This window comes from Paraburkholderia aromaticivorans, assembly GCF_012689525.1.
GTDB lineage: Bacteria > Pseudomonadota > Gammaproteobacteria > Burkholderiales > Burkholderiaceae > Paraburkholderia > Paraburkholderia aromaticivorans_A.
Genome location: NZ_CP051515.1, coordinates 1,845,861 through 1,857,521, shown reverse-complemented (window position 1 = coordinate 1,857,521; position 11,661 = coordinate 1,845,861). Strand labels below are relative to the sequence as shown.

Annotated in this window: 9 protein-coding genes; 6 read left to right on the top strand and 3 right to left on the bottom strand. The window is 63.4% G+C overall.

Annotated elements, in window-relative coordinates:
• Positions 1 to 30 precede the first annotated feature (30 nt).
• The 6 genes from HF916_RS20165 to HF916_RS20140 are packed head-to-tail and all read left to right on the top strand — an operon-like array spanning position 31 to position 8,338.
• Positions 31 to 447 carry a GPW/gp25 family protein gene (locus tag HF916_RS20165; RefSeq protein ID WP_168790608.1) on the top strand — a complete coding sequence of 139 codons (417 nt, stop codon included), beginning with the start codon at positions 31 to 33 and terminating at the stop codon, positions 445 to 447.
• Positions 444 to 3,380 carry a putative baseplate assembly protein gene (locus HF916_RS20160; protein ID WP_168790607.1) on the top strand — a complete coding sequence of 979 codons (2,937 nt, stop codon included), beginning with the start codon at positions 444 to 446 and terminating at the stop codon, positions 3,378 to 3,380. Before HF916_RS20165 ends, HF916_RS20160 begins: the two co-directional genes overlap by 4 nt.
• A 5-nt stretch (positions 3,381 to 3,385) precedes the next feature.
• Positions 3,386 to 4,486, top strand: coding sequence for a hypothetical protein (locus HF916_RS20155; protein ID WP_168790606.1), 1,101 nt, complete (start codon positions 3,386 to 3,388; stop codon positions 4,484 to 4,486).
• Positions 4,479 to 5,162, top strand: a complete 684-nt coding sequence (locus tag HF916_RS20150) for a phage tail protein (RefSeq protein ID WP_168790605.1) — start codon at positions 4,479 to 4,481, stop codon at positions 5,160 to 5,162. Before HF916_RS20155 ends, HF916_RS20150 begins: the two co-directional genes overlap by 8 nt.
• Positions 5,137 to 6,150, top strand: a complete 1,014-nt coding sequence (locus tag HF916_RS20145; protein WP_168790604.1) for a hypothetical protein — start codon at positions 5,137 to 5,139, stop codon at positions 6,148 to 6,150. Before HF916_RS20150 ends, HF916_RS20145 begins: the two co-directional genes overlap by 26 nt.
• 10 nt (positions 6,151 to 6,160) lie before the next feature.
• Positions 6,161 to 8,338 carry an ATP-binding protein gene (locus tag HF916_RS20140; protein WP_168790603.1) on the top strand — a complete coding sequence of 726 codons (2,178 nt, stop codon included), beginning with the start codon at positions 6,161 to 6,163 and terminating at the stop codon, positions 8,336 to 8,338.
• A gap of 57 nt (positions 8,339 to 8,395) precedes the next feature.
• Here the strand turns inward: HF916_RS20140 and HF916_RS20135 are convergent, their stop codons facing one another.
• The 3 genes from HF916_RS20135 to HF916_RS20125 form a co-directional block, all read right to left on the bottom strand.
• The gene (locus HF916_RS20135; protein ID WP_168790602.1) at positions 8,396 to 8,833 is read right to left on the bottom strand and encodes a lysozyme inhibitor LprI family protein; all 438 of its coding nucleotides are present in this window, start codon (positions 8,831 to 8,833) and stop codon (positions 8,396 to 8,398) included.
• Positions 8,833 to 9,309 (bottom strand): lysozyme, encoded by a 477-nt coding sequence (locus tag HF916_RS20130; RefSeq protein WP_168790601.1) that lies wholly within the window; start codon positions 9,307 to 9,309, stop codon positions 8,833 to 8,835. Before HF916_RS20130 ends, HF916_RS20135 begins: the two co-directional genes overlap by 1 nt.
• Before the next feature lie 128 nt (positions 9,310 to 9,437).
• Positions 9,438 to 10,973: a hypothetical protein gene (locus tag HF916_RS20125; RefSeq protein WP_168790600.1), complete on the bottom strand. Its 1,536-nt coding sequence runs from the start codon at positions 10,971 to 10,973 to the stop codon at positions 9,438 to 9,440.
• Positions 10,974 to 11,661 lie beyond the last annotated feature (688 nt).

The window sequence follows — 11,661 nt, the reverse complement described above, 5'->3', positions numbered from 1 at the left end:
GGATGCCGCGCGTGCCAGGGAGAACGGGCGATGCCAGCTGAAGTGCTGGGAGTGGGCTGGGGTTTCCCGGTCGAACTGGACGAGCAGGCCAAAGCGGCCGGCGGTGCGCGAATGTCGATGGCGCGCTACGAGGAAAGCGTGCGGCAGTCGATCGTGATCATTCTTTCGACAGCGAAGGGCGAGCGGGTCATGCGGCCGACTTTCGGCTGCGGTCTGCACGAACTCGTGTTCGCAGTCAACAGCAGCGCGACGCAGGGGATGGCCGCGTTCCATGTGCGTGAAGCGTTACAGGATTGGGAGCCGCGCATCGACGTGCTGAATGTTGTCGCTTCAAGTGGCGGCTTGCAGGGCGAGCAGTTGCTGATCGATATCGACTACCGGGTCCGTTTGACCGACAGCCGCTACAACCTCGTGTATCCGTTTTATGTCGACAGGCCGATCGTGTGAACTTCGACAGCGCACCGGAACTCAGCAGGAAAACCTGGACGGTATCGCAAATCGACGCCGCGGTGTCACGCGCGCTGGCGAACGCGGACGGGGTCGACCCTTTGCGCGGCGCGTTGGAGGCTGCGATGGCGCATTACTGCCGGCTTCTGACCGATGCGCTGAACCGCGCGCCCGAGCTTCATCTGGCGGCGTTCGTGGCGCTCCTGCCGATCCGGCCGGTGCCGCCGGTGCCGGCGAGCGCGCCGCTGTCGTTCAAGCCGGCACGTGCATCGACCACGCTGGATGCGCCGGTGGTTCCTCGCTATACGGAAGTCGCGGCGCCCTCGGCCGATGGCAGTGGCGCGCCCGTCGTGTTCCAGACCACGCGTGATCTGGAGGTGTTGCGTGTCGAACCTGAACGCGCGCTGCGCGTGGATTTGCGCCGCATGCTGTTGACCGACGTCAGCGCGATGGTGGCTAGCGGGGCCGCGGCCAGTGTCAGTGCGCCATTGCCGGCCACGCCGCTCGTGCGCGCGATGCATCTCGGCTTGCAGGCGCTCGGCGCGCCGCCGGTGCTGACGGGCATGCAGGTGAACGTCGAGTTGGACAATGCGTGGGCAGTGCCTAACGGTGCGGCGCTCGAATGGGGCATCGCGACGCCGCAGGGCTTCATGACTTTGACTCCGTTGTCCGACACCACTCAAGGTCTCGCGCAAAGCGGGCAGGTCGGCTTCGGTGCGCTGCCCATGCCCACGTGGCCCCAGACGGCCGTGCATGGCATCCAGAACTGCTGGCTGAGCGCGCGCTTCGGTTCGACCGCGGCACCCGGGCCGCGAATGTCAGACGGCGCCGTTACCTCGCGCGCGAATCCCGCATCGCCGTCCGCGCTGATCCGCGCGTTGAGCGTGTCGACTCAGCACGCGCTCGCTGCGGCGCCGGTGGAGGCCGCATGGTATGGGCGTATTCCGCTCGACGTGACGCGCGATTTTTTCCCGTTCGGCGAACGGCCGCGTTTTGGCGATGTGTTCTACGTGGCGTCGAAGTATATTGCGCTGGGCGGCGCTCACGTCGAGTTGCACCTGACGTTGACCAATCCCGCTGACGGCGATCCGGACGCCGCGCCGATTGCGTTGGTGAGCACCGAAGGCGAGCCACGCGTGCAATGGGATATCCAGACGCCGTCGGGCTGGGCGCCGTTGCCCGTCACGGACGGGACGAGATCGTTCACCGTGAACGGCACGGTGATGTTGACGATTCCCGCCGACGCCGGCCTGACGATGATGGGTTCTGTCGTCAGCGGCTGGTTGCGGGCCCGTCTGGTGTCCGGCAGCTATGGCGTGGCCAGGCCCACGTTGGACAGCGCAATGACGCTCTCCGTGGTGGCGCCGTCGATCGCGCGAATCAGCACGAGCGTGTCGATGACGCGGGGGCCGCTGCAACTCGAGCAGGTCGTGCTCGACGATGGCCTCGAACAGATCCAGATCGGTACGACGCCAGAAGGGCAGCGCTTGCCGTTTCGCCCGTTCCCAGCCACCGGGCAGGCTGGCGAGATGCTGTATCTCGGCGTTCAGGCGGCCCCGACCGATCTCGCGAAGCGCAAGCTGAATACCTACGTCGCCATCGCAACCGGCGACGCGCCGCCCGTCTGTCGCGACGCGGCAATAACGGGCGGCACGGCGTCGCGTTGGCAGGTGCGTGGCGCGTCCGGCTGGTGCGATTGCGAGGTCGTCGATCAAACGGCCGGGTTGCGCGAATCCGGTTTCATCGCGCTGTCCGTCGGACCGGACGTTGCTGCATGGGTCGATGCGGCTGCCGAGCCGGACCGCAAGCTGCTGTGGCTGCGCTGCCTGCTTGACCCGCAGGACGACGGACCGAGGCTGCCGTCGCTCCAGCACATCGCGGTGAACGTGGTGCCGGCGATCCAGTCGATCCGTCTCGAACGGGAACTGCTGGGTTCGAGTACGGGCCGAGCCGGGATGGTGTTCCATACGGCGCGCGCTCCGCTTGTCGGCGAGGTCGAACTTGAAGTTCGCGAAGGCGTGGCCGCATCCGCCCAGCCGTGGCTGCACTGGCAATGCGTCGCGTCATTCGACGATGCCACGCCGCAGTCGACGGCTTTTGTCGTCGATCGGCTCACCGGCGCGATCACTTTTGGCGACGGCCGGCGCGGACGGATTCCGCCCGCGGGCGGCAATAACCTGCGTGTGACTTATGCGGCGGGCGGCGGGGCGCAGGGCAACTGCGCGCCGCAGAAGATCGCGCAGTTGCGCACGACGATCCCCCATATCGAGTCGGTCACCAATGTGGACGCCGCCCGCGGCGGCCAGGACGCGCAGGGCGAGCATGCCTCGAGACGGGCCGCGCTGGCGTGGCTCGGCCACCGTGACCGCGCCGTCTGCATCGACGACTACGCGGCGCTGGCGTTGCGTGCCTCACCCGAAGTGGCACGCGCGAGTGCGCTCGGTGCCGCCGAGCTGAAGGGGGGCGCGTCGGGCATGCCGCAGTCGCCGGGTGCTGTCGGGGTCGCGATCGTGCCATACAGCACGGCGCGTGAACCGCAGCCCTCGGCCGCGCTGTTGCGCAACGTCAAGCGTTTTCTCGACGCGCGCCGGCCGGCGGGTGTCGATCTGATGCTGTTCGGCCCGAGCTATCTGCGCGTCAGCGTCAGTGCCACGCTCGCGATCGATGCCGACACCCAGGCATCTCGTGTGATTGCCCAATGCCTGGAGCGTCTCGACCTCTTCCTGCATCCTTTGACTGGCGGACGGGCAGGGCGCGGCTGGGGGTTCGGCGCGCGACCGCACGCGTCGGATTTCCATGAGGTGCTGGCCGGCGTCGACGGGCTTGACTACGCGCAATCGATCAGGCTGCGTTTCGACGCTGCATTTCCCGATGCACCGGGCGCGGCGCGTTACCTCGTCTGCGCAGGCACTCATGCGCTGCGCGCAGGCTGACGATCATGGCGACAACCCATATCGACGTGCTCGATTTCAACGACCTGGTCAGCGAGGGGATGGCGCTGCTGCCGATCTACGCGCCCGACTGGACCAATCACAATCCGTCGGACCCAGGCGTCACACTGGTCGAACTGCTCGCCTATTTCACGGACATTCTGCTGTATCGCGCCGGCCGCGTGACGCCGGCTGCGCTGCTGCAGTTCCTGCGTTTGTTGAACGGCGGCGCGCGGCACGACGCCGCGAGTCTCGTCGGCGCCGACCGGGCGACGCTACAGTGCGCAATCGAGCGCGTGTTGCAGGACTTTGGCGAGCCGCAATGCGCGGCGACCGCGGCTGACTTCGAGCAACTCGCCCTGCTGGCCGCGCGACGTCATGCCTCACCTTCTGTCACGCAGCCACACGATGTGATCGCGCGTTGCGTCGTCGATGCGGATCTGAGCGGCAACCGGCACCACGCGCTGACGAAGCAGACCGGCCACGTCAGCGTGATCGTCGCGCCGCTAGACGAACGCTCGCCTGAAGACGCCGCGCGTCTGCGCGCCAGAGTGCGGCGCTTTCTACTGCCTCGCTGTCTGCTGACGACCCGTCTGCACGTCGTCGCGCCGGACACGCTGTACGTTGGAATCGGCTTCGACGTCGCGTTATTGGCCGGCGTGTCGCCGCAGGCCGCTCGCACGCGCATCGCGGCCGCGCTGCAGGCGCGTTTCGGTTATGACGGCACGGCCGCGTCGGCGGACACCGCGTTGGGCGCGCCGCTGATCCTCGCGGAGGTGGCCAGAACGATCGACGACGTGCCTGACGTCGATTACGTCGAGAATCTCAGCGTGCTGCAATTGGGGAACGGGCCCGAGTCCGCTGCGCATCGCGATGCGAGCCTCGGCGTGCAGGTCGGCACGCGCTCGAGCCTCGGTATCGATACACGGATTGGCGGTCCACCGCCGCATTACAAGGACAGGTTGATACGGGACAGCGAGGGCGTGCTTGCGTCGATCACGTTGCGGCCATGGGAGTTGCTGCGGCTCTCGATCACGCACGACGGCATGCGTGAAATTGACCGCGATCAGTCCGGCCCGATCGCATACCAGGGGGCCCGCGATGAATAACGGCAGCACCAAACCCGGCGACCGCATGCTCGACAACCTGCCCGCGATATACCGGGCCGCGGACCAGTCGGGGCAATTGCGCGCGTTGCTCGCCGCGTTCGAAACCATCCTGCTTGACAGTGCGGACCCCAAAGCGCCGTCGTTTTCGCAGCAGATCGATGCGATTCCTGGCTTGCTTGCGCCGCTCGGTATCGACGCTTCGGCGCATGGGCAGACCCATCCTCATGCGCGCACGCCCGACCGGTTTTTGCCGTGGCTTGCGCAGTGGGTCGCGTTCAGTCCTTACCGGTTGTTCCCGCCTGACCGGTTGAGAATCATCATCGCCGGAATCGTGCCGCTGTACGGGCGGCGGGGCACGCGTCAGTATCTGAAAGCGCTGCTGCGCTTGTGTTTTGACGGCGTGAGCGAAGTGCGGGTCGACGAAAACCCGCTGCACGGTTTCACGATCGGGCGCGCACGGCTCGGTCAGGACTCGATACTGGTGCGCGAGGCACCGGGGCGCTTCCGCATCGAAATTGCGATCAGCGAGGCGACGGGCGGAGCGCAGCATGAGCCATCACAATCGCTCGAACACCGTGTGCGAGCTGTCGTGGATTTTGCGAAGCCGGCGCATACGGTGTACGAGCTGGTGTTGAGAAGAGGCACCTCAAATGCAAAAGAAACAGTTGCTTCATAAGAAGCCTGGCTATTTCCGCGGCCAGTTGCTGCTGGAGGACGACTTCATCGCCGAGCAGCGCTATCACGCGACCGCGCGGTATCGTCACGCACTGAATCTGCACGGTTGGGGTGTCGTGCAGGGTCTGGAGGTGAGACGCGCCGATGAGACGACGCTCGTCGTCAGCGCGGGCTTCGCGATCGACGGACACGGCCACGAGATCGCGTTGCTGCAGGAAGAGAAGCTGAGTCTGACGTCGGCGCCGACGGAAGCACAGGTCGCCGTCAGTCTGATTTACGAAGAGGAGGACCCCGCGAATCTGGGCGGCGATAACCAGCAGCACGCATTGCATTGCTACGCGGTCTTGAGCGCGGCGGTGGGCGTTGCCGAGGGCGCGGTCGTACTCGCGACCGTACAACTGGATGAAAAAGGCCATATCGGCCATCACGGGATCAGCGTCGCCAACCGGCGGCAGCTCAAAACACTGTTGCTGCCCGGTTCGGTGAACGCCACGGCGCTCGACGCGCATCTTCGCACCGGCTGGCTGAGATCACCGTTCCGGCCCATGCCGCTTCCGCCGGACAAGCAAACGCCGCCGCCGCCGTTCCGGGTCGGTCCAACTGAAGCGCGTTCGCACCGTGAGTATAACGAGCAGCCGAACACGCGCGGCGCTGCGGGCACCATGGCGATTACGTTGCCGGCAGGTGTGACTCGCGTGTTGCGCTTGCGGCTTGCCGGAGCCGAAAACGAAGCACCTATGCATGTCGAACTGGTGATCGGTGGCTGGGACGCCGCTGCTCGCAAGCATGTCGCGCGTAATGTGTTGAAAGCCAATCTGTCTGCCGGCGCGTTCGATACCACCTGGGAAATTGAAAAAGGCGACCTGCATCTGGAGACGTCGACGCTCGCACTGGAAATCCACGCCGAAGGCTATGCCCGCGTGTCGCTCGTCGCGGTCGAGGTGACGTACGAACACGTCACGGGTCGTCCGCCGGCGCAGGACGCATAAGCCGCGGATCATGGCTGCCTTCGACAATTCGCTCGCGCATCTGCTCGCTGAAATGGAGTGGATCGATCTGTCGATTCGGGCGCTGGTCGCTCGCGTACGCAGGCAGCAGACCGAAGACGACCAGTTTCGCGGGCTCTATCTGTCGGAGCAGCGCGTCGATGCGCTGCTCGATGCACCGCTCGGCATGCCGTCCTGGCTGCTTGCCGATAACGGCGACACGGCACTCACGCCGCGTTTGGCGATATTGCGAAAGCAGATCGACAACCGCAAGCAAGCCAGCCTCGACGCGGGTATCGATTTGCGGCTCGAACGCCTGAAGCAATTGTTCGGCCTCGACGAATTCGATCTCCGTATCCTGCTGATCTGTCTTGCGATCGCCCTGGACACACGTTACGAGAAGCTTTATGCGTACCTGCAGGACGATGTCACGAAGACGCGGCCGAGCGTCGACCTCGTGTTGTCTCTCGCCGAAACGGATCCACTCAGGCGCATGGCCGCGCGGGCGCATTTCGATCCCGATGCGCCGCTGATCCGCTATCGCTTGCTCGAAGTGTTCGACGACGCCTCACGCGCCATGCCGCCACTGATTGGCCAATATCTCAAGGCGGACGATCGCATCGCCGCGTTTCTGCTCGGCTCCGACCAGCCGGGCGAACGGATTGCACGCTATGTCGAGCGCAGCGAAGCGGGCGACGATCTTGCATCGCTCGTTCTCGACGACGCGATGAGGCGCGGCTTGCAAGGACTCGCGGTGCGGTCCGCCGCGACGTCGCGGCTGGTTGTGCACTTGCAGGGGCGGCCGGGTATCGGGCGGCACGCGGTTGCAAGGGCGTTGTGTCATGAGCGTGGCGTGCCGATGATCGCAGTCGATCTCGTCAGGCTGAACACCGACGCGGATTTCGCGACCTGCGCCATGCTGATCGATCGGGAGGCGCGTCTCGCCGGCGCGGCGCTGTACTGGGACAACGTCGACGTCCTCAGGGCTGGCGAAAATCGCGCGCTGCTGTCGGCTTTCGAAACGCTTGTCGATACCGGACCGTCGCTGGGGTTCATCGCCAGCGAGACATTGCGTTTGCCCGAGCGCGCATCGGGCAACACGCACCATGTCCTGGTGACGCTGGCGTTACCCACGGTCGCGCAACGGCTCGAGCTATGGCACAAGGCGTTGGACCGCCAGCCATTCAATCACGCCGCTGCCGACCTGACCGGTATCGCCACGCGCTTTCGCTTCACGCCGCGGCAGATCAGGCAGTCACTGCAAACCGCAAAAGAACTCGCACGGTGGCGCGATCCCGCGAGCGTCGAGGTTGGCGTGCAGGATGTGTACGATGCTTGCCGTTATCACTCGAATCGCACGCTGTCGACGCTCGCGCACAAGATCAGCCCCAGAGTCGGATGGGACGACATCGTGTTGCCAGCCGATCGCCTCACGCAACTGCGCGAAATCTGCAATCACATGAAGTACCGGCATCAGGTGTTCGGCGACTGGGGATTCGATCGCAAGCTCATCTCAAGCAAGGGTTTGATGGCGCTGTTCGCGGGACCGTCAGGTACCGGCAAGACGATGGCGGCGGAAATCATCGCGGGGGAATTGGGCCTCGATCTGTACAAGATCGACTTGTCGTCGGTAATCAGCAAGTTCATTGGCGAGACCGAGAAGAATCTCGGCCGCATTTTCGACGAAGCGGAGAGCGCCAATGCGGTCCTGTTCTTCGATGAGGCTGACGCGCTATTCGGCAGGCGCAGCGAAGTCAAGGATTCGCACGATCGCTATGCGAATATCGAAGTGGGCTATCTGTTACAGCGCATCGAGGAATACGAGGGCGTCGCGATTCTCGCCACCAATTTCCGGCGCAATATGGACGAAGCATTCGTGCGCCGCCTGCAGTTTACCGTCGACTTTGCATTGCCCGACGAAGCCGACCGTTTCCGGATGTGGCAAAGGGTATTGCCCGAACAGACGCCGCGCGACGTTGCGCTTGACCTTGCTCTGCTTGCGCGCCGCTTCGATCTGTCGGGCGGCAATATCCGAAACATTGCGCTCGCCGCGGCTTTTCTTGCGGCCGATGGCGCCGATATCGTCCGCATGACACATCTGATTGCGGCGACCCAGCGCGAGTATCAGAAAATGGGCAAGCTGGTAGCCGATGGCGAATTTGGCGGGATGGGGGGTGCGAATGGGCGGTGAGTCGGGTGAGTCGGTAGTGAAGCGCGCGGCTGGCGGAAGCCAACGCGACTGTCGGCGTCAATAGCGTTTTGACGCCGCGCATTCGCCGGTGCTGCCATACCCTTCACACAGGAACAGCTTCAGCCAGTTGATGCGCTCGCGTACACGCTGATCCATGCACGTGAGATAGACGAGCGGCGCCATCGAGCCGCCGCCCGAAAGGTCGCGTTGCCAGCCGCACTCGTCTCGCGCTAGCGTCTCCCAGCGCGGCTGGGTTTGCCTGAGTTGCTTCGCGGATTCCGGCGGCAGCGACGTGTTCAGTTCGTGCAGCAACTGGTTGAGTTGTTGCGTGTCGGCTTTTAGCCGGTCGGAGGCTTCCTGCGCTGTCTGCTGCATCGTGGGTGCCGCGGACGGCGCGCCGACGGGTGACGACGCGCAGCCCGCACAGAGCAGAAACGCAAGGGCGAGCGGCACGCCGGGTAGGCGTCGACTGCCTGAACTGTCGCTGAAGCGCATTATATTTGTCCTAGCCAGAGGCTTACTTCGTTGGCACGCCGGTTGACGAGGCCTTGGCTGACCTGGCCGCCCGCCTTGTTCCACAAATTAAGATCGTCGGGCACGGCGTCGAAATTACTGTTGTTGACGTCCTTGAGCACGCTGCTGCCCTGGAAGCCGTTGATCCCGATGTTGTAGCAGAACGATACTAGCGCATCGAACTGGTTCTGCGCGAGATCGACAGCGATCGCGTCGTTGAGCGCGCTTTCGTAGCGGTGCAGGTCGCACCCCAGCAGTGCTTTGACCTGATCTTCGGAAATGCCTCCCGCGTACGGCACGGATGTGCCGTCAATGTCGAGCGCGCCGGCGCTCTTCTCTGTCGGCGTCAGCGCATGGCCGACGCCGATTGTCGCGACGCCGACGATGTCGTTGTAGGCGTGGGTCTTGAATCCTTCCCACTGGGTCAGCAGGTCTCGCCCATGGTCACTCATTTGCATGATCTCTCTCCGGGAAACATATCACTCGACGGATGCCGCCCGGTCGGACATGACGAGTGGCATTCACGGTACTTCGATAACGATTGCGTGGTTGCGCGTTTTAAGCTGCTGGATTGGCGAAAGCGCGCTTATGCGACTGCCGGAACCGGAGCCAGCCTCGGCTCCGGCTGCGTAACCGGTTGGCTCTGCACGGGTTCAAAAGGCATCACGTGATCCAGGAAATGCGTGTATTCGTCGGCGGCGATTTCGCGAAACTTCATTTCGATGACGGCATCGTTGATCGGGCTGGCATCGCCGCCGCCTAGCTGTTTCACCGCGCTCCCGATAATCTTGCGCGGCTCTTTCGTCTTGAGGCCCGGCGTGCCCTCTTGCGCATCCAGCGCGCGCACGACCTCGAGAATCGACAACGCATCGCTCAGGCCGATGTCGCTGAGCTTGTCCGCCTGAGCGCCGAGATGACGACGCACGACGGCCTGCGAGCCGAGCGACAGCAGGAAGCGAAAGGGTAAGCCGGTGCGTATCGACAAAACCACCGGATCGGTCGTTGCCAACTGCTCGATCGAGTAAATGCCTTCGGCTGCAAACATCGCGGCAATCGGTAACGTGACGCCGCCGAGCATCAGCAGCTTGTCGCCGTTTTCGGCGTTGTCGTTTGAAAGGATCTGTGGGAACGCAAAACGCCGGATCACTTTCAGAAAGTCGTTTAGCGGAAACATCGCGAGACCGAATGCCACCGCGGTCTGCGCCACCTTGGGATCGGCGGAGCGGGCGACCGCGAGGCCCACCGGAATGGCAAGAAACAGGCGCAGCGCATACCAGAACGCATCTGACACGGTCATGCAGCGCTGCCTGATGCAACGCACCGAGTCGCCGACCGCAAACATGAATGCGCCGGCGATCGCGCTGATCACCACGGGCGCCTGGTTGGCGAACAGGAACGGGGAGCAGGTCGCGCCTGTCGCGATGCAGCCACGCATGCAGGCCACGAGGAGGGCCGATACATACGAGACCGCGATCAGCAGCGCAAATGGCGTCAGGAACGCGCTTAAACCGTACTGATTGTGATAGATCGCCTTGAATACGTATTGGCAGATCAACGGATTCGAATCGGCGGCGACGCGCCATGAGTCCGCTGCGCCCGTGCTTTCCTCAGCCGAGGCTCGCGGAATCAGCTTGCGGTCGGACAACTCGCTGATTAGCCTGCGGGCCCAGAAGCGTTCCAGATAGGCACGCAGCGCGCCGTCTTTAAGGCTGTTGCGAAACTCGTCGTAGCGCGCAAACCACGTGTGCATTAGAAACCAGATAAGCGGGCCGGCACATATGGCCGTCGCGATGGCGCCGAGGATCGCGCCGAGTTCGAGGTCGTCGCGCGAGAAGGCCAGTGAGCCTGCCGGGAAAAGCTGGCAAGGCGTCGTGATCCTGAACGCATCCCACCAGCGAGGCATGATTGCGGCAGCGTCCAGACCCGGCACGAGCGGCGTTATCGAGGTGACCATGCAGCCGCTGGTCTGCGGGCCTCGCACAAATAGTGCGTACGCCGTCAGATTGCCGATCACATTGACGGCCAGAACTACCGTCCACAACGCGAGACCACGTTGCCATCCGCGCAGGAAAAACGGCATGCGCATTTCGCCGTCGGCATTTAACTTTGGTCTCGCGGACATGATTGGCCTTTCAATTGAGACCAGTGGCGCAAAATGGCGAATCGATCGCGGAAAACGACTGACACTACCGTGCGATGAGGAGTCGATCGAAAGATGGATTCGATATCGCGAAGAGGCGTCATGCCTCGAGATGCGGATTGCGCTAATGGGTTTGTCTCATGAAGATAGGATAGCGATTTTGGTTATGCAACCGGGTACAACGCTACGTTCAAAAGCATTTGCTTCGCAAGACGAAGTAAAAAAGTAATCCGTCCGCGTGCGAGTTGCTTGCCGCGATCCAGCACCATGTTGTTTTGCTTTGCCAAAGTGGTAGCGGTAAGCCGTGCGGCATTGAATTCAATGCACTGCGTTCGCGTCTTTCATAAGGCGTCGCTACGTTGTGGACTCTGTTAAACCCGCGCTTAATGGGCCCGTGCGTGGGTGGCATTCACGGCAAATGATTGCGCGCTTCGAACTCGCGAAACCGGACCGTATTGCATATCCTGTATGTAGTGTTGAACGAACTGATCTGGGAAGTTTTTTAAGCGATTTTGCTACCCCGGATTAATGGAGAGAGGAGTTATCGACATGAGCGATCAGGAACCAACTTCTGCGCGAAGCGCCGTGCTTCTGATGGCACGACGCAGCGACGCGCCGGCCCCTCGAGCAGCCGAGCTCATGCGCCAACTGACGTATCCGTTCGTTTCGC